Origin of the sequence: Ruegeria lacuscaerulensis, assembly GCF_013034745.1 — a bacterium.
GTDB classification, from domain to species: domain Bacteria; phylum Pseudomonadota; class Alphaproteobacteria; order Rhodobacterales; family Rhodobacteraceae; genus Ruegeria; species Ruegeria lacuscaerulensis_B.
The window spans coordinates 70,418-96,277 of the sequence record NZ_WQGP01000001.1 but is presented as its reverse complement, the minus strand read 5'-3'; the positions used below and the strand labels follow the sequence as shown (position 1 = coordinate 96,277).

Annotated in this window: 29 protein-coding genes; 18 read left to right on the top strand and 11 right to left on the bottom strand. The window is 58.7% G+C overall.

Annotated elements, in window-relative coordinates:
• Nucleotides 1-209: 209 nt before the first annotated feature.
• Nucleotides 210-338, top strand: coding sequence for a hypothetical protein (locus tag GOV79_RS22470; RefSeq protein ID WP_269149749.1), 129 nt, complete (start codon nucleotides 210-212; stop codon nucleotides 336-338).
• 333 nt (nucleotides 339-671) lie between these two features.
• Complete coding sequence (locus GOV79_RS00445) at nucleotides 672-1,454, top strand: Hint domain-containing protein (protein WP_170783829.1); 783 nt, start codon at nucleotides 672-674, stop codon at nucleotides 1,452-1,454.
• A gap of 116 nt (nucleotides 1,455-1,570) precedes the next feature.
• Here the strand turns inward: GOV79_RS00445 and GOV79_RS00440 are convergent, their stop codons facing one another.
• Nucleotides 1,571-2,071, bottom strand: coding sequence for an Lrp/AsnC family transcriptional regulator (locus GOV79_RS00440; RefSeq protein WP_170783827.1), 501 nt, complete (start codon nucleotides 2,069-2,071; stop codon nucleotides 1,571-1,573).
• 214 nt (nucleotides 2,072-2,285) lie between these two features.
• On the opposite strand from GOV79_RS00440, the gene trxB reads away from it, so the two are divergent.
• The 4 genes from trxB (at nucleotide 2,286) to GOV79_RS00420 (ending at nucleotide 7,347) form a co-directional block, all read left to right on the top strand.
• Nucleotides 2,286-3,227 (top strand): thioredoxin-disulfide reductase, encoded by a 942-nt coding sequence (trxB, locus tag GOV79_RS00435; RefSeq protein WP_170788180.1) that lies wholly within the window; start codon nucleotides 2,286-2,288, stop codon nucleotides 3,225-3,227.
• Nucleotides 3,228-3,231: 4 nt separating this feature from the next.
• On the top strand, nucleotides 3,232-3,681 hold the full coding sequence (locus GOV79_RS00430; protein WP_170788179.1) for an RES family NAD+ phosphorylase: 450 nt from the start codon (nucleotides 3,232-3,234) through the stop codon (nucleotides 3,679-3,681).
• Between the two features lie 58 nt (nucleotides 3,682-3,739).
• A complete protein-coding gene (locus tag GOV79_RS00425) occupies nucleotides 3,740-5,410 on the top strand; it encodes an adenylate/guanylate cyclase domain-containing protein (protein WP_170788178.1) in 1,671 nt (556 codons plus the stop codon).
• A 218-nt stretch (nucleotides 5,411-5,628) separates the two neighbouring features.
• The gene (locus GOV79_RS00420) at nucleotides 5,629-7,347 is read left to right on the top strand and encodes a bifunctional sulfate adenylyltransferase/adenylylsulfate kinase (protein ID WP_170788177.1); all 1,719 of its coding nucleotides are present in this window, start codon (nucleotides 5,629-5,631) and stop codon (nucleotides 7,345-7,347) included.
• A gap of 52 nt (nucleotides 7,348-7,399) precedes the next feature.
• Here GOV79_RS00420 and GOV79_RS00415 read toward each other — a convergent pair whose 3' ends face one another.
• From GOV79_RS00415 to GOV79_RS00400, 4 genes are all read right to left on the bottom strand, one after another.
• Nucleotides 7,400-8,260 (bottom strand): glycosyltransferase family 10 fucosyltransferase, encoded by an 861-nt coding sequence (locus tag GOV79_RS00415; protein WP_170788176.1) that lies wholly within the window; start codon nucleotides 8,258-8,260, stop codon nucleotides 7,400-7,402.
• On the bottom strand, nucleotides 8,260-9,144 hold the full coding sequence (locus tag GOV79_RS00410) for a PhzF family phenazine biosynthesis protein (protein ID WP_170788175.1): 885 nt from the start codon (nucleotides 9,142-9,144) through the stop codon (nucleotides 8,260-8,262). Before GOV79_RS00410 ends, GOV79_RS00415 begins: the two co-directional genes overlap by 1 nt.
• Nucleotides 9,145-9,226: 82 nt before the next feature.
• The gene (locus GOV79_RS00405) at nucleotides 9,227-9,451 is read right to left on the bottom strand and encodes a DUF1150 family protein (RefSeq protein WP_170769032.1); all 225 of its coding nucleotides are present in this window, start codon (nucleotides 9,449-9,451) and stop codon (nucleotides 9,227-9,229) included.
• A gap of 5 nt (nucleotides 9,452-9,456) precedes the next feature.
• Nucleotides 9,457-9,870: an Hsp20 family protein gene (locus GOV79_RS00400; protein ID WP_170769031.1), complete on the bottom strand. Its 414-nt coding sequence runs from the start codon at nucleotides 9,868-9,870 to the stop codon at nucleotides 9,457-9,459.
• A gap of 163 nt (nucleotides 9,871-10,033) precedes the next feature.
• Between GOV79_RS00400 and GOV79_RS00395 the strand changes: the two genes are divergently transcribed.
• The 4 genes from GOV79_RS00395 (at nucleotide 10,034) to GOV79_RS00380 (ending at nucleotide 12,633) form a co-directional block, all read left to right on the top strand.
• Nucleotides 10,034-10,258 (top strand): YdcH family protein, encoded by a 225-nt coding sequence (locus GOV79_RS00395; RefSeq protein ID WP_170736696.1) that lies wholly within the window; start codon nucleotides 10,034-10,036, stop codon nucleotides 10,256-10,258.
• 66 nt (nucleotides 10,259-10,324) lie between these two features.
• Entirely contained in the window at nucleotides 10,325-10,810 is a 486-nt protein-coding gene (gene purE / locus GOV79_RS00390) for a 5-(carboxyamino)imidazole ribonucleotide mutase (protein WP_170788174.1), read from the top strand.
• The gene (locus GOV79_RS00385) at nucleotides 10,807-11,562 is read left to right on the top strand and encodes an NAD(P)-binding domain-containing protein (protein WP_170788173.1); all 756 of its coding nucleotides are present in this window, start codon (nucleotides 10,807-10,809) and stop codon (nucleotides 11,560-11,562) included. The genes purE and GOV79_RS00385 overlap by 4 nt, the downstream gene beginning before the upstream one ends.
• 3 nt (nucleotides 11,563-11,565) lie before the next feature.
• The gene (locus GOV79_RS00380) at nucleotides 11,566-12,633 is read left to right on the top strand and encodes a 5-(carboxyamino)imidazole ribonucleotide synthase (protein WP_170788172.1); all 1,068 of its coding nucleotides are present in this window, start codon (nucleotides 11,566-11,568) and stop codon (nucleotides 12,631-12,633) included.
• A 62-nt stretch (nucleotides 12,634-12,695) separates the two neighbouring features.
• Here the strand turns inward: GOV79_RS00380 and GOV79_RS00375 are convergent, their stop codons facing one another.
• The 6 genes from GOV79_RS00375 to GOV79_RS00350 all read right to left on the bottom strand — a co-directional run bounded on the left by GOV79_RS00375 (nucleotide 12,696) and on the right by GOV79_RS00350 (nucleotide 18,487).
• A complete protein-coding gene (locus tag GOV79_RS00375; RefSeq protein ID WP_170769027.1) occupies nucleotides 12,696-13,847 on the bottom strand; it encodes an alpha-D-ribose 1-methylphosphonate 5-triphosphate diphosphatase in 1,152 nt (383 codons plus the stop codon).
• On the bottom strand, nucleotides 13,844-14,617 hold the full coding sequence (locus GOV79_RS00370; protein ID WP_170769026.1) for an alpha/beta fold hydrolase: 774 nt from the start codon (nucleotides 14,615-14,617) through the stop codon (nucleotides 13,844-13,846). Before GOV79_RS00370 ends, GOV79_RS00375 begins: the two co-directional genes overlap by 4 nt.
• Before the next feature lie 38 nt (nucleotides 14,618-14,655).
• Nucleotides 14,656-15,498 (bottom strand): DMT family transporter, encoded by an 843-nt coding sequence (locus tag GOV79_RS00365; protein WP_170788171.1) that lies wholly within the window; start codon nucleotides 15,496-15,498, stop codon nucleotides 14,656-14,658.
• 178 nt (nucleotides 15,499-15,676) lie between these two features.
• Nucleotides 15,677-17,317, bottom strand: a complete 1,641-nt coding sequence (gene groL, locus GOV79_RS00360; RefSeq protein WP_170440794.1) for a chaperonin GroEL — start codon at nucleotides 17,315-17,317, stop codon at nucleotides 15,677-15,679.
• 55 nt (nucleotides 17,318-17,372) lie between these two features.
• Nucleotides 17,373-17,660 (bottom strand): co-chaperone GroES, encoded by a 288-nt coding sequence (gene groES / locus GOV79_RS00355; protein WP_170352338.1) that lies wholly within the window; start codon nucleotides 17,658-17,660, stop codon nucleotides 17,373-17,375.
• Between the two features lie 152 nt (nucleotides 17,661-17,812).
• The gene (locus GOV79_RS00350) at nucleotides 17,813-18,487 is read right to left on the bottom strand and encodes a DUF2161 domain-containing phosphodiesterase (RefSeq protein ID WP_170788170.1); all 675 of its coding nucleotides are present in this window, start codon (nucleotides 18,485-18,487) and stop codon (nucleotides 17,813-17,815) included.
• Nucleotides 18,488-18,626: 139 nt separating this feature from the next.
• On the opposite strand from GOV79_RS00350, the gene GOV79_RS00345 reads away from it, so the two are divergent.
• From GOV79_RS00345 to GOV79_RS00310, 8 genes are all read left to right on the top strand, one after another.
• Nucleotides 18,627-19,607, top strand: a complete 981-nt coding sequence (locus GOV79_RS00345) for a TraB/GumN family protein (RefSeq protein ID WP_170788169.1) — start codon at nucleotides 18,627-18,629, stop codon at nucleotides 19,605-19,607.
• Nucleotides 19,608-19,706: 99 nt separating this feature from the next.
• Nucleotides 19,707-20,627 carry a manganese-dependent inorganic pyrophosphatase gene (locus GOV79_RS00340; protein WP_170788168.1) on the top strand — a complete coding sequence of 307 codons (921 nt, stop codon included), beginning with the start codon at nucleotides 19,707-19,709 and terminating at the stop codon, nucleotides 20,625-20,627.
• A gap of 130 nt (nucleotides 20,628-20,757) precedes the next feature.
• A complete protein-coding gene (locus GOV79_RS00335; protein WP_170788167.1) occupies nucleotides 20,758-21,834 on the top strand; it encodes a DUF389 domain-containing protein in 1,077 nt (358 codons plus the stop codon).
• A 106-nt stretch (nucleotides 21,835-21,940) separates the two neighbouring features.
• Nucleotides 21,941-22,816, top strand: coding sequence for a TIGR01459 family HAD-type hydrolase (locus GOV79_RS00330; protein WP_170788166.1), 876 nt, complete (start codon nucleotides 21,941-21,943; stop codon nucleotides 22,814-22,816).
• A gap of 100 nt (nucleotides 22,817-22,916) precedes the next feature.
• Nucleotides 22,917-23,360, top strand: a complete 444-nt coding sequence (locus GOV79_RS00325) for a MaoC family dehydratase (RefSeq protein WP_170352332.1) — start codon at nucleotides 22,917-22,919, stop codon at nucleotides 23,358-23,360.
• Nucleotides 23,361-23,407: 47 nt separating this feature from the next.
• Nucleotides 23,408-24,340: a bifunctional riboflavin kinase/FAD synthetase gene (locus GOV79_RS00320; protein WP_170788165.1), complete on the top strand. Its 933-nt coding sequence runs from the start codon at nucleotides 23,408-23,410 to the stop codon at nucleotides 24,338-24,340.
• Complete coding sequence (locus tag GOV79_RS00315; RefSeq protein ID WP_170788164.1) at nucleotides 24,337-24,810, top strand: YcgN family cysteine cluster protein; 474 nt, start codon at nucleotides 24,337-24,339, stop codon at nucleotides 24,808-24,810. The genes GOV79_RS00320 and GOV79_RS00315 overlap by 4 nt, the downstream gene beginning before the upstream one ends.
• Nucleotides 24,810-25,844, top strand: a complete 1,035-nt coding sequence (locus GOV79_RS00310; protein WP_170788163.1) for a threonine aldolase family protein — start codon at nucleotides 24,810-24,812, stop codon at nucleotides 25,842-25,844. Before GOV79_RS00315 ends, GOV79_RS00310 begins: the two co-directional genes overlap by 1 nt.
• Nucleotides 25,845-25,860 lie beyond the last annotated feature (16 nt).

Genomic DNA, 25,860 nt, shown 5'->3' with positions numbered 1-25,860 from the left:
GTCGGAAGAAACCAAGTTTTATTGTCCGGTCTCAGGTGCTTATCTGCCGATGCTCCAGCAGTGCAGGACAGCATAAAGAAAGAGGAGCTGCCATCCTTCATTTTGTCCTGAATTGATCCCGGATCAGCCTTATCGCTGCCGCAATATGGCGTCAGATTAGGTCCAAAGGGAATTGAGGCCACGACCTCGACAAGAGCAGGACTACAGGAATGAAGGGAAAATCTCGCTTTCTAAGCGCCGTCATCGCGGCGAGCAGAGAGAAAGGTCTGGACATGCCGTGGAAGGGCGTTTCCAGCCACTCGATCAGGGTTGCCCGCCGCTTGGCGGCACGGCGTTGATCGCGATGTTCAGGGTACCAAGCTGCCGGTTCCCTGGGCCAAGACCGGCGTCAGAGGGGTGCTCCGGCCTGACGCGTACCCTGCCGCAGGTATTTTACGCGGCGCGGGTGAGGGGCATGTGTGCGCAGGCAATTTCCGCCCGCGTTGTTGTGAGTTTGTCTGGGGGGTCAAGATGTTGACCAAAGGGATACGCGATACTGCTGCGATGCGACGTCAGTGCGACGATCGCCCCAAGGTCGCCCTTTCATTCAAAACAAAGAAGAAAACTGGTCAGACGGGCATGGACGGAGGGGTCAACCTGTCTGAGCGGACTTTAGAAGGGACGGAATAACAATGCCTATTCCACATTCGCTCTCGCGGGCGGCCAGAAATGCGGTTGATACGTCAGCGATGCTGCGCGACGCGTCACGTGCACCGAACAAACCCAAGGCGCAGCTGCGGCGCTATGAGGTCAGTGCGCTTCTGCCCAATGGTGACATTGCGCAAACCCGCCATATCGCACCAGCCCTGCCGATGTTCGAGGATGCCTTTTGCGCCTTTACCCGCGGATCTCTGGTCGACACTGAAACCGGGCCGGTCGCCATCGAAGACCTACTGCCCGGAGACACTGTTTTGACACAGGATGGCACCTCACAAATCGTGTTGTGGAAAGGCTCGGTCACGCTGGTACCGGGGCGCGAAGATTCGCGTGGCCGCACCCGTCCGCTGACCCGCATCATGGCCGACACATTCGGCATGCAAAAACCTCTTTCAGGCGTGATCGCGGGGCCATCAGCCCGGATCGTGGGCACTCCGGCGCATCTTCGGCATCTACACGGGAATGAGACGATCCTGACCCCGGTTCACGAATTCCAGGACGGAATGAACGTGATCGAGACATTGCCGCCGACGCCAGTTGAACTGTTTCACATCTGCCTGAAACGTCACGCGGTTATCAAAGTCGATGGGTTGCAGTTTGAAACCTATCATCCCGGCGTGAACGCGGTGCGCATGATCAGCCACTCCTTGCGGTCGATCTTTCTGAACCTGTTCGCGCATGCCGACTCGCTGAACGATTTCGGACCGCTGCTGATGCCGCGCGCTGGCGATGGTGAGGTCGACGCGATCACAGCTTGAAAATTACCAGATACTGCAAAGTGGGGGCTTTATGCAGATTCTATTAGGTTGGGTATTGTTTTTGTACGTGACGGCCATCTTACCAAGGTGTTGTGCCGCACATAAACGGACGCGCTTTACGCCGTCCGGTTCATTCGTTCTTCCAGCACGTCAAAAGGCACGCCGGGCTCGTCCTTAGCGCCACGAATGACCAGTGATGTTTTAACACTGGCCACGTTCGGCGTCGTCAGCAGCTCTCCGGTCAGGAACTGTTGAAAACTGCTGAGGTCGGGGGCGACGCATTTCAGGATGAAATCCACCTCACCGTTCAGCATGTGACACTCCCGGACCAAGGGCCATTCGCGGCAGCGTTCCTCAAAGGCGGTCAGTTCCGTTTCGGCCTGACTTTCCAGACCGACACTGGCAAAGACCTGAACCTCGAACCCCAATTCGCGCGCGTTTACCTCGGCATGGTACCCGCGAATAAAACCCGATTCCTCAAGCGTGCGAACCCGACGCAGGCAAGGAGGGGCTGATATCCCGACACGTTTCGCCAATTCGACATTGGTCATGCGACCGTCTGCCTGCAATTCCGCCAAAATCTTGCGGTCAATCTCATCCAGCCGGGTCGTGACCATAAAATGCTCCTGAATTTTTTTCAGTTGTTATATCAGCACCCACTTGATGCGCAATAATATTTCGCCTCTGCGCAACATTCTTTGTTTCATTGCCATTCCATAGCCGCAAGGCCGATACCCATCAGGAAGGGGCTTTAAGCGCCGCCACTGGGTCGCTATATCCAATCGCCAAGGGGCCAAGCGCCCAAGTCAGGCATATCGAGTTGGGGGTACCATGGCCGAAACGAAACACACCAAGGTTCTGATCATCGGGTCGGGACCTGCCGGATACACGGCGGGCGTCTATGCCAGCCGCGCGATGCTGAACCCGATTCTGGTTCAGGGCATCGAGCCCGGCGGTCAGCTGACCACCACGACCGAAGTCGAAAACTACCCCGGCTTTACCGAGGTGCAGGGCCCCGATCTGATGATCAAGATGCAGGAACATGCTGCAGCTATGGGGTGTGAGATCATCGGCGACATCATCAGCGATCTGGATGTCAGCAAACGCCCCTTCACCGCCACGGGCGACAGCGGCACGACCTATACGGCCGACGCCGTTATTCTGGCGACCGGCGCGCGCGCCAAATGGCTGGGCCTGCCGTCCGAGGACAAGTTCAAGGGCTTTGGCGTCTCGGCCTGCGCCACCTGCGACGGGTTCTTCTATCGCGGGCAAGAGATCGTGGTCATCGGCGGTGGCAACACCGCCGTGGAAGAGGCGCTGTTTCTGACCAACTTCGCCAGCAAGGTCACTCTGATCCACCGCCGCGACGAGTTGCGGGCCGAGAAAATCCTGCAGGACCGGCTGTCCAAAAACGAAAGGATCGAACCGCTTTGGTTTCATGAACTGGACGAGGTCGTCGGCACGGATGCCCCGCTGGGCGTCGAAGGTGTACGTGTCAAGAACGTCAAAACCGGCGAGATCACCGAGATTCCGTGTAAGGGTGTCTTTGTTGCCATCGGTCATGCCCCAGCCAATGAGCTGGTCAAGGACACGCTGGAAACCCATATGGGCGGCTATGTCGTAACCAAGCCGGGCTCGACCGAAACCTCGATCCCCGGTGTTTTCGCCGCCGGGGACCTGACCGACCACATCTATCGTCAGGCTGTCACCAGCGCCGGTATGGGCTGTATGGCCGCGCTGGACGCCGAACGCTTCCTTGCAGAGCAGGAATAACACGGTGTTGGAATTCTCCGGCCCGGTCTGGAGAATTCTGTTTTTGTCCCAATGCGACGCCCCTCTGGCCCCTGCAAAGGCGCCCGAGGGGCGTTTTCATTTTGCAGGGCAGGCAGCGCTTTATGCGTCACTCAGCGCCGATGGGGCTGCGGTCGCGATCCGGCGCTATGTCGGCAAGGATGATCCCCCGCGCGTTTTGCAACAGGCCCGGATCACCAAAGCACGCCTTGTCGACCTGCGCGGACAACGCACAGCCTCGGTCGTGTGGCAGGAGATGGACCGTCCCTCGCCCACCTGGCAGTTCTCGGAAGCGGCCCGCGCGCAAGAGGCGGACGGGCTGATCTACAGCTCTCGGTCCCGGCCAGACCTCAGCCATCTCGTGCTGTTCAAAATTTCGGCTGACGTGATCCATGTCGATGCGCCTGCGACCGCTTGGGTTCCGCCTTATTCTTGACCCGTCGCCTCCCCCGTACCAGACTCGGCTTCAGACAAAGCGCGTGCAGGTGATTTGATTGAGTAGCGTTCTATGGCAAGGCGGGTGGGCAACCCGGCTGAGGATCGGCAGCGGCCTGGTCCTGTTTGCCTTCGCCTTTTTTCACTTCATCAACATCGGGTTGGGGTTGTTTCATACCGATTACCTACACGGGATGCAGGATGGCCGCCACGCGGTGACGCGCCATGACATCGGCAGTGCGTTTCTGTATTTGGCGTTGTTTGTGCACACAGGCTTGGCGCTGTATTCGATCAGCCAGCGCAGGACGCTCAGAATGCCGGTCAGCACGGCGCTGCAGGTGGTTCTGGGCCTGCTGATCCCGCTGCAGCTGATCACTCATATCGTCTATACGCGCTACGCGCACGAGGTCTATGACGTCAATGACGAGATGGGCTATATCATCATCCTGATGTGGAACAGCAGCGCGATCTGGCTGCAAAGCGCATTGCTGCTGATTGTCTGGATTCACAGCTGCATTGGCCTTCACATGTGGCTGCGCCTGACCGATTGGTGGTCAAAAACTGCGCCCTACCTGATCGGGTTGGCGGTGTTTGTCCCGTCGTTCGCGCTAGCCGGATTGCTGACCGAGGGACGGCGCCTCTGGTTGGATTTCGCCGATCCGTTTCTGCGTGACCAGTATATCGACCACTATAACTGGCCGTCTCAACAGGACTTTCAGGCACTGTTCAGCATCAAGAGCAATGCTGTCACGGCTTTCTGGATCGCGCTGGGGGCCTCATTAACTGTTTTCGCAGTGCGCAAATTGCTGCGGCGCAGGCACTCGGTTCGGGTGAAATACGTGGAAGGCCCCGAAGTCGTCGCCGAAAAAGGCATGACATTGCTGGAGATTTCGCAAGCCAATGGCATCCCGCACACTGCATTGTGCGGGGGTAAAGGACGCTGCACAACCTGTCGGGTGATTGTCGAGGATGGGGCAGACGCCCTCCCCTCGCCTAGCGAGGTCGAGGCGCGCAGCCTTGCAGCCGTGGGTGCTCCAAGAAAAGCGCGCCTGGCCTGTCAGATTCGACCAACAGAACCGTTGACCGCGTTTCGCATGTTCCGCCCCGACGGCGGTCGGCAACGCGCACATTCCAGCCAGGGACAAGAGCGCAAACTGGCCGTTCTTTTTCTGGACATGCGTGGTTTTACCTCTCGGACGACGGGTCAGTTGCCCTATGACATCGTATTCCTGCTGAACCGGTTCTTTGACGCCATCGTGCCCGCCATCACCGCCGAGCGCGGGGTGGTCGATAAATACATGGGGGATGGTCTGCTGGCGGTGTTTGAAACACCCGATACAGAAAGTTCGGCCCGCGCAGGGTTGCAGGCAGCCATAAATGTCAGTCGCGCCCTCGTTCAATTCAATCAGCGGCTAGAAGCGGAAGGCAGCCCACGTATCCGCATCGGAATGGGTCTGCATCTGGGAGATCTGGTTTTGGGTGAAATTGGCGCAGCAGGCACCGCAACGCGCACGATCATCGGCGATGCTGTTAACGTTGCCAGCAGGCTAGAAGGGCAAACCAAGGACCTTGGGGTCGAGCTGCTGGTGTCGTCCGAATTGCTTCAGGCCGCCGGATTCGGCGGAGATCAAAGCGGCTTGAAGTCGTTTGATTTGCGCGGGGTCACGCGACCGATTCCCGCCTTGCCTGTGACCAGCGCTACCGATCTTGCAGCCACCGCCGCAGAATAGAACATACGTACTGAATTCACCTGCGAACCGTAAATCGTCGGGAATTTCGTCCTCAAAACTTCTACCGGTCAAAAAATCCTTCCAAACGCAGTAAAAACTGCGCATATCGTCCTTAATTACCTGAATGTATATGGACTTCGCCCCACAGTCGGGGCAAACGCCCCGCAAAGACACTGAACCACCGGTAAAAAAAACCGAACTTCGACAAGAGTATTCCCATGACGATGTTGAGCAATCTGGCTCCGATCCCTGAACTTTATGTTTCCTACGAGTCGGCGCAGAAACTGAAAGTAGAAGCTGCCGACCTGACCAGCTGGGACCTGAGCCCGCGCCAGATCTGCGACCTGGAACTGCTGATGAACGGCGGGTTCAACCCGCTCAAAGGTTTCCTGTCCGAGGCCGATTACGACAATGTGGTCGAGAATATGCGTCTGGCTGATGGCACGCTGTGGCCGATGCCGATCACTCTGGATGTCAGCGAAGACTTTGCCGAAAGCATCGAACTGGGTCAGGACATCGCCCTGCGCGACCAGGAAGGTGTCATTCTGGGCACCATGACTGTGACCGACCGCTGGACCCCGGACAAAGCGCGCGAGGCCGGAAAGGTGTTCGGCGCGGATGACGATGCGCACCCTGCGGTGAACTATCTGCACAATGTGGCGGGCAAGGTCTATCTGGGCGGCCCTGTCACCGGCATCCAGCAGCCTGTCCACTATGATTTCCGCGCCCGGCGTGACACTCCGAACGAGTTGCGCGCGTTCTTCCGCAAGCTGGGCTGGCGTCGCATCGTTGCATTCCAAACCCGCAACCCGCTGCACCGCGCCCACCAGGAACTGACCTTCCGCGCCGCCAAAGAGGCGCAGGCCAACCTGCTGATCCACCCGGTTGTCGGCATGACCAAGCCCGGCGACGTCGACCACTTTACCCGCGTGCGCTGCTATGAGGCGGTTCTGGACAAGTATCCAGCCTCGACCACCTCAATGTCGCTGCTGAACCTCGCAATGCGTATGGCTGGCCCGCGCGAAGCGGTCTGGCATGGCCTGATCCGTGCCAACCACGGTTGTACCCACTTCATCGTGGGTCGCGACCATGCGGGCCCCGGCAAGAACTCGGCCGGAGAAGATTTCTATGGCCCCTATGACGCGCAAGACCTGTTCCGCCAGCATCAGGATGAAATCGGCGTTGAGATGGTTGATTTCAAACACATGGTCTATGTGCAGGAACGCGCCCAATACGAACCGAATGACGAGATTCTGGACAAGGATGACGTCACCATCCTGAACATCTCGGGTACCGAACTGCGCCGCCGTCTGGCGGAAGGTCTGGAAATCCCCGAATGGTTCAGCTTCCCCGAGGTTGTGGCCGAATTGCGCAAAACCAAACCGCCGCGCAGCCAGCAAGGTTTTACCGTGTTCTTCACTGGCTTCTCGGGCTCGGGCAAATCCACCATCGCCAACGCGCTTATGGTCAAGCTGATGGAGATGGGCGGCCGTCCTGTGACCCTTCTGGACGGTGACATCGTGCGTAAAAACCTGTCGTCAGAGCTGGGATTCTCGAAGGAACACCGCGACCTGAACATCCGTCGTATCGGGTACGTTGCGTCCGAGATCACCAAGAACGGTGGCATCGCCATCTGTGCGCCCATTGCGCCCTATGCCACCACCCGCCGCGCCGTGCGCGAAGAGGTCGAGCAATTCGGTGCCTTCTGCGAGGTCCACGTCGCCACCAGTATCGAGGAATGCGAGCGCCGCGACCGCAAGGGCCTGTACAAGCTCGCGCGCGAAGGCAAGATCAAGGAATTCACCGGTATCTCGGACCCTTATGATGTGCCGCAGAACCCTGAACTGAGCGTCGAGACCGAGAATGTCGATGTCGACAACTGCGCCCATCAGGTGCTGCTAAAACTGGAGAGCATGGGCCTGATCGCCGCGTCCTAAGCTGCATCCAAACAGTCAAAGGCCCTCGCACCGCGGGGGCCTTTTTTCATGCTCAAAGCGCGGCGCGGATGGCCGCAACGGCGCGGGATTCGAAATCTCCGAACTCGGCCGCTTTGGGCTGGATCGCCTGAAGATGTGGCAGGCGCGCAGCGTAGTCCTCGGGCGAGGCGGCTTGAATGGCACCATGAATATCGGCCTCGGATTCGCACAGGATCATGCCCGATGTGTCGAAGAAATCCCCGATATTCGGGCAGCCCCAATAGATCGGAACGGTGGCGCAGAGGATTGCATCGGTCAGTTTTTCCGAGAAATAATTCCGCTCCCGCACATTCTCGATCACCACGGAATAGCGATAAGGTGCCAACCCGTCGGATTTCTGCTCAAACGGCATATAACCACGGCCCATGATATCGACATCCGCGCCCGTTTCACGCACCCAGTCGATCACCGAATGGCGCAGCTGGTGACCTTCCAGATCGCGCTTGGCCGAGGCGATCAGCGAACAGGATTTGGTCTTTTCGACGGACAACGCCTGCCACTTCGGCACCATGGTGACGCCATAGGGCAGAAAAACCGCATTCGGGATGCCTTGCAACAGGACGTCATGGAAGGTCAGCACACGAAAGAACCGACGCCATGTCCAGCGCAGCATCCGGTCGTGTTTTGCGTGGATGGCCGAGGGTTCCCCCATCATCAGCGAAATCTGCGCGCGGGTACCCCGGCGCAACCGCAGATGCACAGTGGAATTGGGATACATGATCAGGTGATCGGTAGATTCAAGATCTCTGACGGTTTTACCGATCAGGCGATCCGGGCAACCCTCGGGCCAGATCAGATCGCTGAGGGGAACCGCGGCCAGTTTCGGCCCCAACCGGTGCCCATAGGGCAGAATGGCAATCGCGGGCTCGGACATCAGACCCCCTCGGGCAGGTCGACCTGCCCACGCATCAGCACATGGCCGCGTCCGGCGACCTTGATACCGGTCATTGCCTCTGGTGGGCCAACGCGCGTGACGGTGGCCTGACCCGGACGGCCCATGTAATGGCCCTGTTCGGCGATGAAGCTGTCCTTGTCCATCAGCTGGTATTTCCACAGATAAGCCGCCATCGCACCGGTGGCAGAACCTGTGAACGGATCCTCGGGTGGGCTGGGTGGGGCCAGCAGCAGGCGCGAGAACGTGTCACCCGCCCCGGTCGCGCCTTGCAGCGTCACAAGAAATGGCTCGGCCATGTCCGATCCGGAAAAACCTGCTTTGGCCGCAACCTCTCGCAATGGACCTTCCACCAGTTTTGCGGCGCGCAACGCCGCGTGATCGCGCAGAACCGTGATGCAGAACGGCAGACCGGTAGACACGAATTGCGGCGGGGAAATGATGGCATCGGTCGGCAGGCCGATCGTTTCTGCCACCAGTTCAACTGGGACCTGCGCGCCGAGTTGGGGCGCGATCTGCGTCATCTCGATCTCATCACCATTCAGGCGGATATCGACGATCCCGGCACCGGTCTCAAGCGTCAGGGCATCGCCCTGAAACAGACCACGCGACCGCATGGCCGCGACGGTGGCAATGGTGGGATGTCCGGCAAAGGGAATTTCACGGCTGGCCAGGAAATACCGAACCCGGATGTCGGCCACGTCAGAGGGGCCGGTAAAGGTGCATTCGACCAAAGACGTCTCTTGCACATAGGCCATGCAGGTTGCGTCCGACAGATGGGCTGCGTTATGCACCACAGCACATCCATTGCCGCCAAACGCCCGGTCGGTAAAAGCATCCACCCAGTCAAAATCGAACCAGCTCATTCCCGCGCATCCCATGCCATTGCACGGCATATCTGGCCCGGCGAGCGGCGGATGTCACGGGGAAAACGCCTCAGGGGCCGTGTCAGTGCACGGCCACCGGCGAAAAGTCATGCTCGCGCGCGAGGTTGAACGCCAGCTTGCGGTCAGCGACCAGAGCCAGGCGTTGGCCATCGGAATCATGTACCGCATAGAGCGTATCCAGATCACCCGCCTGTTCACGCACCTCGCGCGGCAGGTCGGTAATCTCGACCTTCTTCACATAGACGATACGGTCGCCATTAGCGTCTATTTGTACCGGTGTATTCATTGCTCTTACCCCTTTCTTATGTTGATCGTTTGCACCACGGTTTCCGGCACGGCGCGGGTCAGATCCACATGCAGCAGACCGTTTTCCATGATCGCCTCGCCCACCTCGACTCCGTCGGCCAGCACGAACATTCGCTGGAACTGACGTGCCGCGATGCCGCGATGCAGGAAGATGCGCCCCTCGCTGTCGTCGCGTTGACGGCCCCGGATCACCAGTTGGCGATCCTCGATGGTGATCGACAGATCTTGCTCGGCAAATCCGGCTACGGCCAGCGTGATGCGGTAGGAATAGTCCGAGGTTTGTTCGATATTGTAGGGCGGATACCCCTCATTTCCGGCCTTTGCAGACCGTTCCAGAAGGCGTTCCAGTTGCTCGAACCCCAAAAGATGCGGGTATGAGCCCAAGGTAAGTTTAGACACGTATTTCGTCCTTTATTGCCAAAGCGACGTGTTGTGCGGCCCCGTTCCGGCAACCGCGTACAATAGAATATGGGAATGTACCTGGATGTCCACAAGGTCTGGCAGGATAAACCCTGACACACTATCTTGTGTGACAAGCACCACAATAATCACTGAGTCGCTCATGAACGCGCCCACCGATCTTTCGATGAAAACCGATGACGTTTTGCGGGTCGAGCTGGAGGTTTTTCGCCGCCAGCACCGCGATCTGGACGAAGCGATCGAGGCGCTGCAATCCACCGGAACGGCCGATCAACTGACCGTCAAGCGCTTGAAAAAGCAGAAACTGCGGCTCAAGGACATTATTCGTCTGATCGAAGACCGTCTGACCCCTGACATCATCGCCTGACGCATTGCCACGAATGCGGATTTGGCTATAGTGCGCGCTCTTTCATCAGGCAGGGGCGTAAAGCGGATGAGCGATGTGAAAGTGGGGATCATCATGGGCAGCCAATCGGACTGGCCCACGATGAAAGAGGCCGCCGATATTCTGGACGAGTTGGGCATTGCCTATGAAAAGCGTATCGTGTCCGCCCACCGTACCCCTGACCGTCTATGGGACTATGGCAAGACCGCAGTGTCGCGTGGCCTGCATGTGATCATCGCAGGAGCCGGAGGGGCGGCGCACCTACCGGGTATGATGGCCTCAAAAACCCGCGTGCCAGTGATTGGCGTGCCGATACAGACGCGCGCCTTGTCGGGTGTCGATTCCCTCTATTCCATCGTTCAGATGCCCAAGGGGTTTCCTGTGGCGACCATGGCGATTGGCGCCGCCGGTGGGGCCAATGCAGGCCTGATGGCAGCTGGCATTCTGGCTTTGCAGGATGACGCTCTGGCGCAGCGGCTGGATGCGTGGCGCGCAGCGCTGTCGGCCTCGATCCCGGAAGAGCCACAAGGATGAGCCGTGTCGGGTTCATCGGCACCGGCCACATCGCAGCGCCAATTGCCCGGCTGCTGGCCCGTAAAGGGCATGAGATTTATGTGACCGAGCGTAACGCCACCGTGTCGGCAGCACTGAAGGTCGACATCAACGCAACGGTCGGCGATCCGCAATCGGTGATCGACCAGTCCGAGATCGTGTTCCTGTGTCTGCGTCCGCATGTTGCAACGGATGTGCTGGCCCCCCTGTCCTTTCGGGCCGACCATCGGATCGTTTCGGTGATGGCGGCAGTGTCCGAGGCGGATCTCAGGTCGCTCTGCGCCCCTGCGGGGGATTTCGTGCAGACGATCCCTCTGGGCTTTTTGGAACAGGGCGGTTGCCCCTTGGCGGCTTATGGGAACGATGATCTGTTGGCGGGTCTGATGGGCCCTGAAAACCCGGTTGTGAAAGTAGCCAATGAGGCCTCGCTTAATGCTCATTTTGCTATCTGCGCGATGGTTCCGGGTGTTCTGGATCTGCTGACCACCGGCGTGGATTGGCTAACCGAACAGACCGGCGATGCGGATGGTGCGGAATTCTACACGACCCAATTGATGGCTGGTTTCCTGGCCAGCATGGAAAAGGGTCAGGCTGGTCGGCTTGCCGCCGAACGCGATGCGCTGGCAACCGACGGAACACTGAGCTTGCAAATGACGCGAACCCTGCAAGCGGGCAAGGCCCATGCGGCCCTGCGCGACGCCCTGACTGCAATCGGCAAACGGCTGGAGACCTGAAGAATGACGGACATGCTTGCACCCGGAGCCACGATTGGCATCCTTGGCGGTGGACAACTGGGCCGGATGCTGTCCGTTGCCGCAGCGCGACTGGGCTTTGTGACGCATATATTCGAGCCTGGCGCGAACCCGCCCGCTGGTCAGGTCGCAGACCGCGTGACCACAGCCGCCTATGACGATGCCGACGCCCTGCGCGCCTTTGCCGAGTCGGTCGATATTATCACCTATGAGTTCGAGAACATCCCGACCGAGGCTCTGGACCTGCTGGAGGCACACCGCCCCATTCGCCCGGGCCGCGAGGCGTTGCGAGTCAGTCAGGATCGGCTGACCGAGAAGAACTTTCTGCAAGGGCTGGGCCTACAAACCGCGCCTTTTGCCGATATCACCGATCTGGGCAGCCTGAAATCCGCGATTGAGGAAATCGGCACGCCCGCGATCCTGAAAACCCGCCGCTTTGGTTATGATGGCAAGGGGCAAGCCCGGTTGCGCGCGCCCGAAGATGCCGAGGCTGCTCTGGCCGATATGGCGGGTGCACCAGCGATCCTTGAAGGGTTTGTAGAGTTTAGCCACGAAGTCTCGATCATCGCCGCACGCGGGCTGGATGGTCAGGTCGCCTGTTTCGATCCCGGCGAGAATGTCCACCGCGATGGTATCTTGCATACTACGACTGTCCCGGCCCGACTGCCTCCGGCGCAGCGCACCGATGCGGTGCTGTTGGCAGCCAATATCCTGAACGCGCTGGACTATGTGGGCGTCATGGGGGTCGAGCTGTTCGTGACCGCGCGCGGATTGATCGTGAATGAGATTGCGCCGCGGGTGCATAACTCGGGCCACTGGACGCAGAACGGTTGTGCTGTGGATCAGTTCGAACAGCATATCCGCGCGGTCGCCGGGTGGCCCTTGGGCGACGGTCAGCGCCATAGTGATGTGGTGATGGAGAACCTGATCGGCGATGACATGGATCGGGTGCTTGATTTGGCGAGAGAGCGCGATGTAGCCTTGCATCTTTACGGTAAGGCCGAGGTCAAGGCAGGCCGCAAGATGGGGCATTTCAACCGCATTTCGCGCTAGGAAATCGCGCTGGTGCGCGATGCCTCCGGCGGGGATATTTTTAGCCAGATGAAGTTTGCGGATCAGACAAGGAACCGGGCCGCGATATCCCCGGCCATATAGCTGAAGCGCCCCTCTGCCATGGTCGCGGCAACGCGGTGGGTTTGTTTGTCTAAAATGGTCAGATCCGCGCGTTTTCCGGGGGCCAGCGTACCCCGGTCATTCAGACCCAGAACGCGCGCAGGGCCCGAGGACACAAGCGCCCAAGCCTCGGCAAAATCCAACAAACCAGACTTAGCCAGCATCAGTGCGGCGCGGCGGGGGCTTGGGTAATGATAGTCAGAGGCCAACGCATCACAGAGCCCCATCGTGATCAGGTCCAACGCGCTGACATTGCCTTTATGCGAGCCCCCGCGCACCACATTGGGCGAGCCGAGAATGATATGGTCCCCTGCGGCGCGAGCGGTTTCGGCAGCTTCGAGCGTTTCGGGGAATTCCGATATCTTCGCCCCACGCGCGCGCCAATCTGCGCGGGTTTGGGCAGTGGCATCGTCATGGCTGCCCATGCGCACGTTTTGCTTTTCCAACACCGTGCACAAGCTATCCAATGCCATTGGAACCTCTGATCCCCGCGCGTGCATGGACAGCAGCATTTCGAAATGCATTTCAGGGTTACGCCCAGCCTTCAACGCCTGCCCGGTCAGGCGCGGTGGTTTGCGCCCTTCGGCAAGGCGATCATGCGGCAGATGGTCGTTGAACACGACATAGGGCACCTGCCACGCCGCAATTCGCTCCGGCAAATCAACATAGTCGTCCAGCATATGCGTCTCGAACCGTAGCTGGGGCAACAGATCGGTCACAACGCTGTCTCTGACGGACGCAATTGCATCAAAGACCTGCCCTGCAAATTCGGGACCGCGCACGCCGCCCTCCCAACTGTAAAACTGCGCCAGCACGGCGGTGGTAATGCCATTGGCCGCCAGTTCGGCCTCGACCGCCAGAATACCCTCATCCATCTGTTTCATCGCCCCACGGCGCGGCGCGATGTGACGTTCGAACCCATCCCCGTGCAGGTCGATAATGCCGGGTAAAACGAGAAATCCGTTTAGGTCAACGGCGCGGCCAGCGCGATCGGGTTGAATGACTCCTTTTGCAAGCGACAAATTAGCTAAGGCCAGACCGTCCCCTGGCAACAGAACCTCGGCGCCGGTGAACGTCAGGGCCAGATCGCTCATTCCGAGGGTTCCGATTCTGGTTCTGAGCAATCCCAACCGAGGCAGATCTCATCTATGATGGCTTGCACGCCATCCAGCCATGTAATCTGAGGGTCAAACTGGCCGAATTCGATGAAATGCAGTGCTTGCGCCATCACGCGAGGATTGTTCATCATAAAAGTATGGGTCACGGGCAGAACGATATGGTCCTTCATGCCCTCGACCTTGGTCGTCTCGACCGAGACCTTACCGTCATCTTTGCCCTCGATCAGCGATGAAAAAAGCGGGTTCAGCGAATTTTCACCGGCGATCACCCCAAGTTCGAAGTCCACCGGCGGCAACTTGCGCGGGATACCTTCGGGACCTGTGCCCAACGCCAGCCCGGCAGGGCCGTTCAGGATACCAAAGACCTCGTAGGCGCTTAACTCATCCACCAGTTGGCTACCCTGATTGGGCGGGCCAAGCATGACCACGCGGCCCAGGTTTTCGGGCATGTTGTCCTGCAACCAGAAACGCAACAGGATACCCCCCATGGAATGCGCCACCACGTTGACGGTATCGTCACCACAAGCCGCAAAGGCATCTGGCAGGGTCTGAGCCGCCAATTCGGCAATCGGCAGATCGGTCGAGGGATATCCGGGCCGCACAACAGTGTAGCCATGCGCCTGAAAGAGTTGCTCCATCACCGTAAAGGACGCCTCGGTCCGGGCAAGCCCGTGCAGCAACACCACACATTTCGCATGGGCCGCGGCGGGCAACAAAAACAGAATAATGGCCAACACATATCTCATAGCGGCCAGATAAGGGCAAAGCGGGCGCGATGAAACCCCTAGCGCCGCGACAGGCGCAGAACAGCCAACGCAATGCCACCCAGAACCAGCGCGGCACCAAGGATCAGACGTAGGCTGGCGGTTTCACCCAACAAGGCAACGCCCCCCACAATGGCAATGATCGGCACGCTCAACTGCACAACGGCGGCGGTCGTCGGGGCCAGCTGCGGCAGAACCCTATACCACAGGGCATAGCCCATCCCAGATGTCACACCGCCAGACAAAGCGGCCAGTACATACCCGGTGGCTGTCATGTTCCACTCTCCTCCAACCAGCAACAACGCTAGCCCTGTGATAGGCAGAGCAACGACGAAATTGGCGGCTGTTCCGGCCAGCGCATCTGGTTCGGACCGGCCAACCAGCGAATAGATTGCCCATCCGACCCCTGCCGCAATCATCAATGCCGCTCCCACCGGGTTCACCTGAATCTCTCCGCTCGGCCACAGAACCCATGCCAGACCAGCCAAAGCGATACCAGCTCCTGCGATCTGCCGTGCGCTAGGCGCCGACCCCGTGACGGATGTCACGGCAAACATGGTGATCTGAACCACTGCGAACAGAATCAAAGCCCCTAACCCCGCATCCAAGGTCAGATAGGCAATAGAAAACCCGATCAAATACAGGGATAAGGATCCGGCCCCCGCAATGCGACGCCTGTTCCGCAAAGGCAACTGCCCCCCTCGGAATGAAACCAGCGCTGCCAACACCACTGCCCCGGCCAACACACGCACGATGGCAAACCCGGCAGGGTCGCTCGCGCCGCTATCAATGGCCAAACGGTTGAGGATCGAATTCGCCGCAAAGGCGCACATAGTCAGGGCAGTCAGCAAAAACAGTCGCATTCCCACCGCATAGCGTGTTCGGACGCATTTGCACACTCACATTCCCGGCGACAAACCGTGCCCGCTCTTCTTCTGTTCAAAAATACCTCCGCCGGAGGCATGTCCGCGCAGCGGCCATTCCAAACGAAACGGGGCCGCCCGAAGGCGACCCCGTTCCTAAGTGCTTAGCTTAAGCAGCTTACATCATGCCGCCCATGCCGCCCATGTCGGGCATGCCGCCTGCAGCGGGTGCGTCTTTCTGGGGCTTATCGGCAACCATTGCTTCGGTAGTGACCAGCAGGCCGGCAACCGATGCTGCATCTTCCAGTGCAGTACGGACAACTTTGGCCGGGTCAATCACGCCGAACGAGAACATGTCGCCATATTCTTCGGTCTGCGCGTTGAAGCCGAACGCGGCGTCGCCGCTTTCGCGGACTTTGCCAGCAACAACTGCACCGTCAACGCCTGCGTTTTCAGCGATCTGGCGCAGCGGCGCTTCGATTGCCTTACGAACGATGTTGATGCCTGCGTTCTGGTCAGCGTTTGCACCTTCCAGAGCTTCCAGTGCTTTACCGGCCTGAACCAGAGCAACACCGCCGCCCACGACAACGCCTTCCTGCACAGCAGCGCGGGTCGCGTTCAGAGCATCGTCCACACGGTCCTTACGCTCTTTCACTTCAACTTCGGTCATGCCGCCGACGCGGATAACAGCAACACCGCCTGCCAGTTTGGCAACGCGCTCTTGCAGCTTCTCACGGTCGTAGTCCGACGAGGTTTCTTCGATCTGAGTGCGGATCTGAGCAACACGCGCTTCGATCTCGGCTTTTTCGCCTGCACCGTCGACGATGGTGGTTTCGTCTTTGGTGATTTCGATCTTCTTGGCGGTGCCCAGCATGTCCATGGTGACGGACTCGAGCTTCATGCCCAGATCTTCGCTGATGACCTGACCGCCAGTCAGGATCGCGATGTCTTGCAGCATGGCTTTGCGGCGATCGCCGAAACCCGGTGCTTTGACAGCAGCAATTTTCAGGCCGCCGCGCAGTTTGTTGACAACCAGAGTTGCCAGCGCTTCGCCTTCAACGTCTTCGGCAATGATCAGCAGCGGCTTCTGCGATTGGATCACCTGCTCCAGCAGCGGAACCATCGGCTGCAGCGAGGACAGTTTCTTTTCGTGCAGTAGGATCATGCAGTCGTCGAGCTCTGCGATCATCTTGTCTGCGTTGGTGACGAAGTAAGGCGACAGGTAGCCGCGGTCGAACTGCATACCTTCGACAACATCGGTCTCGGTTTCCAGACCTTTGTTTTCTTCGACGGTGATAACGCCTTCGTTGCCAACTTTCTGCATCGCGTCTGCGATCTGCTGGCCGATTTCGGCTTCGCCGTTGGCCGAGATGGTGCCAACCTGAGCAACTTCTGCCGAGTCTTTGACTTCACGCGAGGCCGACTTGATGCCTTCGACAACCTTGGCAGTTGCCAGGTCGATGCCGCGCTTCAAGTCCATCGGGTTCAGGCCAGCAGCGACCTGCTTCAGACCTTCGCGAACGATTGCTTGAGCCAGAACAGTTGCAGTGGTGGTGCCGTCACCGGCTTCGTCATTGGTGCGGCTGGCGACTTCTTTCACCATCTGCGCGCCCATATTTTCGAACTTGTCTTCCAGTTCGATTTCCTTGGCAACCGAAACACCGTCTTTGGTGATGCGCGGTGCGCCGAAGGATTTGTCCAGAACCACGTTACGGCCTTTGGGGCCCAGGGTCACTTTAACAGCATCGGCCAGGATGTTTACGCCTGCCAGCATGCGGTTACGGGCATCGGTGTCGAACTTGACGTCCTTTGCAGCCATGTCGTTTCTCCTTGAGAAATAAGTTGTAAATGAAGATCAGAGTGAAGCGCGCGGCTTACTCGATGATCCCCATGATGTCGCTTTCTTTCATCATCAGCAGCTCTTCGCCGTCGACCTGAACCTCGGTGCCCGACCATTTGCCGAACAGGATCTTGTCGCCAGCTTTCACAGCCATTGCGATCAGCTCGCCGCTGTCCTTGCGTGCGCCTTCGCCGGTTGCGACGACTTCGCCTTCGCTGGGCTTTTCTTTTGCGCTGTCAGGAATGATCAGGCCGCCTGCGGTTTTTTCTTCGCTTTCGGTACGGCGAACCAGCACGCGGTCATGAAGCGGTTTCAATGCCATCTTTGCAGCTCCTTGGGCTCAAAGTTGTTAATCCTCCCCTCGCCGGATGGCGGGGCGTTAGCACTCATGCTTGTCGAGTGATAACGACGCATAGCTAGGGGGTGCAATTCCCCGAGTCAACAAGCTGTGAAGGATTTTTTGGACCTCTGCCCCTATTCGGGGTGATCCCAACTGTAGGCCCAGTGTTTCAGACCGTCCTGCCCTGCGTCTGACAAGGCATAAACGCCCTTTTCAACTTTGTCGAACCACCCGTAGTGATTGGTACGCATCAGCCTTGTCGCCTCGGTCACGCCCGTCGCCTTGGCTACGTCAGATCCCTTTGTCGCCCCACACTCGGCCAAATGCGCCGCACATTTCAGCGCATCCTGTCGATAGGCAGTAACAATCCCATGACGCGTGGCCCCGCCCACATTGGGGTCGCCCTCCAAGCGGTCAAACTCGCGCAGCAGCCGCCCCTTTCGCGTCTTGCTCATACGGGGAGCATAGGGTCCCGGATCGCATTGCACTTCAACCGCGCCATCAGCGCGTACGGTAATCAAACCCAGCCCCAGACGTCGGCACAAGGCCAGATTGTCCTTCAGAGCCCGCCGAGCGCTGCGACCTTTGGGTTTGAGCACCCCGATATAAACCTGATCCGTCACCTTCAGCCGCGCGATCGCCTGATGAAACAAGGCCAGCGAGAACCGCAACTTCAACTCGACAATCACCGGATCTTCCCCAGCGCGCACGGCGACTATATCGGCAGCACCCACCTCACCCTTGACGGTGTAACCTTGACGCTCCAACAACGCTTTGATGGGGGGGTAAAGATCCTGCTCGCGCTCCATACGGCCATGCTAGGGGATTTGCTGTGGAATGCCAGACACAGATCGGACCGGCGGCGCTTTGCGCTGCTTGATCCCATGCCTTGCGCAATGCAAGGTCGCGGCACATATAAAAAAGTCCGAGGTTTGAAGGGTGGCTCCAATGCGTTTTCTGTTCGTCTTCGTTTGTCTATTTCTACCGCTGAGCGCTTATGCGGCCTGCGAGGGGCGCGACCTGCGCCCGGAATTATCGGCCGAAATGCAGGATCAGATTCAACAGGCGCTCGTTGATTTCCCCTACCCCGAAGGCAATCACTGGATCGCCACCAAGGACGGTGCAACCCTGCATCTGATTGGCACGGTTCACACCAATGACGCCCGCATGGACGCGGTGGTCGAGCGGCTAGAGCCAACGCTCAGCCAGGCGGATTCGTTTTTTTTCGAAGTGACCAAGGCCGAGATGGACGCCTTTCAGCAAGGTTTAGCTAAAGATCTGAGCCCGGTTCTGATCACCTCGGGCCCGACGCTGATTGACATGATCCCCGCCGAGCAGTGGGAGACCCTGTCACAAGGTCTAGCCGATCGCGGCATCCCAAGCTGGATGGGGGCCAAAATGCGCCCCTGGTTTCTCAGCATGACTTTGGGCGTGCCGCCCTGCATGGTGCACGAACCGAACGCCAGTTACGGAATGGATGCCCGTCTAACCGATTTGGCGGCCGAATACGACATCCCTCAGTTCTCGCTTGAGACAACGGCGGAATTGATGGCGATGTTCAACGAATTCCCGATGGAGCAGCAGGTGCAATCCCTCGTCCGAATGGCAGACGCCTTCGAAAGCAGCGAAGACCAGCTGGCCACGATGCTGAACGCCTATCTCGAAGAGAAACACGGCGAAATCCTACAATTCGCGCGGTTGCAGGGGCTTGAGACCTCGGGCCTGACGGAAGAGATTTTCGACGAGGAATGGGACGGGTTCGAAGAACAGCTTCTGATCGGGCGCAACAATAACTGGATGGCGCATATTCTGGACATTCAGGACCAGACTGCCGTGATCGCGGTCGGCGCTGGACACCTTGGTGGAGAACATGGCCTTCTGAACCTGTTGGAACAGGCTGGCTACACTCTGGAGCGCGGGCCGTTCTAAGCCGGTTTTACCTATCGTCGCAGTGCAACCGAGACCGGGTGACAAGCGCGCCTGACCACCCTATAAGGCGCGCAAATTTACCATCCTCAGGACGCTGACATGACAACCCTCGTATTTGGACATAAATCCCCCGACACCGATTCCACCGGCTCCCCGATCCTGTGGTCGTGGTATCTGAACGAAGTCAAAGGTGAACAGGCTGAACCCGTACTGCTGGGTGAACCCAACACCGAGGCCGCCTTTATGCTGCAGCGCTGGGACCTGCCCAAGCCGCGTATTATCGCCGACGTGGACGCGGACGTGCCAGTTGTAATCGTTGACACCAACAACCCCGCCGAACTGCCCGCCAACGTCAACAGCGCAGACATCCGCGCCATCATCGACCACCACAAGCTGGTCGGCGGACTGGAAACCAAAGGCCCAATCGACATCACCGTGCGCCCACTGGCCTGCACCGCGACGATCATGGTTGACCTGATGGGCGACGACGCTGCCAAAATGCCTGACGCCGTCAAAGGCGCGGCCTTGACCTGCATCCTGTCGGACACGCTGGAATTCCGCTCGCCCACCACCACCGCCCATGACCGTGCAGTGGCTGAAAAACTGGCGGCTGAACTGGGTCTGGACGTTTCGGCCTATGCGGCTGACATGTTTGCCGCTAAGTCGGACGTATCCTCGTTCTCGGACGCCGAACTAATCCGCATGGACAGCAAGGAATACGAAGTCGACGGCACCAAATTCCGCGTTTCAGTTCTGGAAACCACCGCTCCGGGCGTCGTTCTGGACCGCAAAGACAGCCTGGCAGCGTCGATGGTGGATGTTGCCAAGGAAGACGGCGTTGATCAGGTATTGCTGTTTGTCGTCGACATCCTCAACGAAGAAGCCACCCTGCTTGTGCCCAATGACCTTGTGAAAGGCGTGGCCGAGAAGAGCTTTGGTGCGTCAGTAGACGGTGACGCCGTGGTTCTGCCCGGAATCATGAGCCGGAAAAAGCAGATCATCCCCAACCTCAAAGTGTGATCTTCGTTGCACCACAAACAAAAGGCGCCTGTATCGGGGCGCCTTTTTTCGTTAAGACACAAGATTTTGCATAGAGCGTATCCGTTGATAGTCTGGTGCGGATAGTCTTGCTTGGGTCTTGGTCGCAGGAATGAGTAAACGAAAATTCAGCACCACCAGGGACATCCTTCGGTTCGAAGGGCATGACCGAGCGGCGTATTGGCGCAGATTTGCGATGCTTTTGACACTGTCGGTTGTGATCGCGACCATGGGGATGCTTCGCGATTCAGGCGCAGTGGTGATTGCCGCCATGTTGGTCGCACCGTTGATGACACCGATATTGGGCATAGCTGCCTCGATGGTCATGGGGTGGCTGGGACGTGCGTTCAAGCTTGCCCTGATTGTAAGCGGGGCGGCAGTTATCTGCGTCTTTCTGGCCTGGTTTCTTGTCTATATCGCCGATGTTCCCCGCGGAATTCTGATCCCTGATCAGGTTCTGGCGCGTACCGATCCCGGGACTGAAGATCTGATCGTTGCCTTGGCGGCTGGCGTCGCCGGAGCGTATGTGCAGATAAATCGATCAGAAGTTAGCCTGCTGCCAGGTGCTGCGATCGGTGTGTCTTTGGTGCCCCCGTTATCCGCCTCGGGGGTATTGATGTATTTTGAAGAAGCGGCTGAAGCTTATGAGGCCGGCTTGCTGTTCGCAACAAACCTTGGGGCGATCATCCTATCGGCTTGCGCGGTTTACATCGTGTACGCTGCTCGTTCGGTGGTTTTCAGCAAGGGGCGTCGCAAGCTGAACTTTACTGCCAGCGTCGTTGTGACCTTGGCGTTCTTGACCTTCGTTGTCATTCAATTGGGCAAGTCGACATATAACCGCTATCTGGAAACCCGGACCGAAGCGCAATTGGCACAGACAATTCGCGATTGGGCTGATCCAGTCTCGGTCGAGATTGTTCGCGTCGACGTCAACGCTCAACGCAAGCAAGCCGATATCTGGCTGATCGTTGACCTGCCAATTGAAGCCGCGTTCAAGGTGTCTTCAATCGCAGGCCTCCTGCCGGAAAGCCTGCGCGAGAAACCCCTGGTCGACGTACTGCGCAACGAGTTGGGGCCGGGTTATCTGGTTGTCGTTCGCTTTCAGAACAGGATCGGCGCCCAGATCATTCTAGGTACTGAAAACGTTCAACTGGCACCGGATGTCGAGGAAATCAGTGAAGACAACTGAACGTATACGGCTATTGATTCAGAAAAGTTGCAGCTGGGATGGTCAAAAGACCGAAGCTTTGACATAGCTGGCACAACTTCGACTCCAGAGCCCCGGGGGCAGCTCAATGACTCAGATTATTCACAAACTTGATGAAATCTCCGATCGCTACAAAGCGCTGTTTGTCGACCTCTGGGGCTGTGTGCATAACGGCATAACCGCCTATCCCGAAGCCGTGGCAGCGCTTCAAGGTTATCGCGCCAAAGGGGGCATTGTTGTTCTGGTCACCAACTCGCCCAAGCCCCGTGCAGGGGTGGCTGAGCAACTGGAACAATTCAACGTTCCCAACGACGCCTATGATACGATCGCCACAAGCGGAGACTCGGCGCGCTCAGCTATGTTTCGAGGCGCTGTAGGCGAAAAAGTTTACTTCATGGGAGAATGGGCGCGCGATGCTGGCTTTTTCGAGCCGCTGAAGATTTTGCACCACCCAATTCAGATCGAGCGTGTGCCACTGGATCAGGCCGAAGGGATTGTCTGCTGTGGACCATTCGATCCGATGGCCGACCCTGGCGTCAACCGCGCGGATTTCCTTTACGCCAAGCAGAAGGGCATGAAACTTCTCTGCGCCAATCCAGATATCGTGGTCGACCGGGGCGAGGTTCGGGAATGGTGCGCGGGCGCTCTGGCCAAGCTTTACACCGAGATGGGGGGCGAGAGCCTTTACTTCGGCAAGCCGCATCCGCCGATCTATGATTTGGCGCGGCGGCGGCTGCAGGAGTTGGGTCACGATATCCCCGATGGCGACATTCTGGTAATCGGCGACGGACCGCATACCGACATTCTGGGCGGTATGGGTGAGGGGATTGATTCTCTGTTCATCTCGGGCGGCTTGGCGGCGGCGGAAACTAAAACGTCGCACCATCCGCATCACGAATCCCTAACTGGTTATATCGCAAGGGAAAACATCAACCCCACCTTCACAATCGGCCGCTTGCGCTAGTCAGAAAAGACTTGATTTTCTGCAGCTGCGAAGTAATAAAGTTACCCAACTTGGGTGACTTTGGTTTTTTTGTTGCCCATTGAAATCGAGTGAGGGTGACATGTTGGACAATCTTCCGCGCGGCACGATCTGTATTGAAGACATCGAAATGGGCATGACCCGCCACCTGCGCAAAGTGGTGACGGACGAAGATATCGAAATGTTCGCGCAGGTCTCAACCGACCGCAACCCGGTGCATCTTGATGACGATTATGCCCGCGACACGATCTTTGAGGGGCGCATTGCCCACGGGATGCTGACGGCGGGGCTGATCTCGGCTGTGATAGGGGAGCAACTGCCGGGCCACGGCACAGTTTATATGGGGCAGTCGCTGAAATTCCTGGCCCCGGTCCGCCCCGGTGACATGGTCTATGCCGAGGTAAAGGTGATCGACATCGACTTTGCCAAGCGCCGGGTCAAGCTGGATTGCCACTGTGCGGTAGACGGCAAAAAGGTGTTGATGGGCGAGGCTATGGTGCTGGCGCCATCGCGCAAGTTCGACTGACGTCTCAGACCCTTGAACCTGCCTCGCAGTCCCGCTAGGCAGGCGCTATGCGCATTATCCGGGATTTCCAGTTTGTTGAGCCGCAGGACCGTGGTGCCAGTGTCGCCATCGGTAATTTTGACGGCGTGCATATCGGCCACCGCTCTGTGATCGAACTGGCCCGCAACGCCGCGCCAGACGCGCCACTGGGTGTGATGACGTTCGAGCCACATCCGCGGGAGTATTTTGCACCCGACAGCCCCCCTTTTCGCCTGATGCGCGGCAATGCCCGTGCGCACCGTTTGCAGAAGCTGGGAGTTCAGAAGCTCTATGAATTACCCTTTAACGCGGCGCTGGCCGGGCTGACGCCCGAAGAATTCGCACGCAATGTGATCTGTGACGGGCTGGGGCTGTCGCATGTGGTGGTCGGGGCCGACTTCTGTTTTGGCAAAGGCCGCAGCGGCACCGCCGATGATCTGGTGCGGTTTGGGGCCCAGATGGGTTTCGGTGCCACCATCGCCCCCTTGATGGAGCGGTCGGAAAACGTCGTGTCTTCGACCGCGATCCGTACTGCGCTGTCGGAAGGTCGCCCCCGGGATGCCGCCGCGATGCTGGGCCACTGGCACCGGATCGAGGGCGAGGTGATTGGCGGCGAACAGCGCGGGCGCGAGTTGGGCTATCCCACCGCGAATATGTCGATCGAGGGACTGCACCCGCCGAAATTCGGCGTCTATGCGGTGCTGGTTGATGTGCTGGATGGCCCGCATCAAGGCAGCTATCACGGCGCGGCCTCGGTGGGCACGCGCCCCATGTTTAACGGCGAAGTCCCCAATATCGAGACGTTCCTGTTCGATTTCTCGGGTGATCTTTATGGCGCGACGCTCTCGGTTGGTCTGGTCGAATACCTGCGCCCCGAGATGACGTTTGACGGGTTGGACGGGCTGATCACCCAGATGGATGCCGATTGCGAAAAGGCCCGTGCGCTACTGGCGGCGCTATGACCACCGACCCGATTGACCGCAACGGCCTGTCCGCCCGCTTCTGGGAACGCAAACCGTTGACCAAGATGAACCAGCGCGAGTGGGAGGCGCTGTGCGACGGCTGCGGTAAGTGCTGTCTGAACAAGCTGGAAGACGAAGACACTGGCGAGGTTGCCCTGACCTGCGTCGCCTGCCGGCTGCTTGACGATGAGACCTGCCGTTGCACCCAATACGACATCCGCCACCAATTCGTGCCGGAATGCATCGTGATGACGCCCGAAAATATCGATGAACACGCCTATTGGCTGCCCCAGACCTGCGCCTATCGGCTGCTGTGGGAGGGCAAACCCCTTTACGACTGGCACCCTTTGATATCTGGTACGCCCGACAGCGTACACGCCGCCGGGGTCTCGGTTCAGGGGCGCACGGTGTCGGAGTTCGAAACCCCCATGGAAGAGTGGGAAGACTATATCATCGAGGAGCCCAACTGATGTATTTCGCTTCTGACAATTCCGGGCCGGTTCACCCGCAAGTGATGGCCGCGTTGAGCGCCGCGAATGAGGGCTATCAGATGGCCTACGGGGCCGACACGCTGATGAACGAGGTGCGCGACCGTATCCGTGGTATCTTTGAAGCGCCGGGGGCAGCTGTCTATCTGGTTGCGACCGGGACGGCAGCGAATTCTTTGGCTCTGTCGACGCTGGCGAACCCGTGGGACACCGTGTTTTGTTCCCCCGTTGCGCATATTCATGAGGACGAGTGCAACGCCCCGGAATTCTACAGCGGCGCCAAGCTGACGCTGGTGCCCGGTGGTGACAAGATGACGGCAGACGCATTGCGCAGCACCATTCTGGCCGAAGAAACTCGCGGTGTGCATGGGCCGCAACGCGGGCCAGTCTCGATCACGCAGGTGACCGAGCGAGGTTCGGTTTATTCGCTGGAAGAGTTGCAGGCGCTGTGCGGTGTTGCCAAGGAATACGGCCTGCCGGTGCATCTGGACGGTGCGCGGTTCACCAATGCGCTGGTCGCGCTGAACTGTTCCCCCGCCGAGATGACGTGGAAGTCGGGGGTTGATGCGGTCAGCTTTGGCGGCACAAAGAACGGGCTGATGGGGGTCGAGGCGGTGGTCTTTTTCGATGAGGCCAAAGCCTGGGAATTCGAGCTGCGCCGCAAGCGCGGCGCGCATCTGTTTTCGAAACACCGTTATTTGTCGGCTCAGATGGCCGCGTATCTGCAGGATGATCTGTGGTTGAGGATGGCGCGGCAGGCCAATGACAACTGCGCACGTCTGGCGGATGGGCTGCGGGCCAAGGGGGCCTCATTCTTGCATGAACCGCAGGCGAACATGATCTTCGCAGAATTCTCGCGCGCCCAGCACAAACAGCTGCACGAGGCCGGAGCGGTCTATCATCTGTGGGGGGCCGAATTGGAAGGTGCGGATGATGCAGAGCCGCTGGCCTGTCGGCTGGTGTGTGACTGGTCACTGCCGTCCGAAGAGATCGACCGGTTTTTGGGTTTGATCTGAAGCTGGTTGGGGGCTC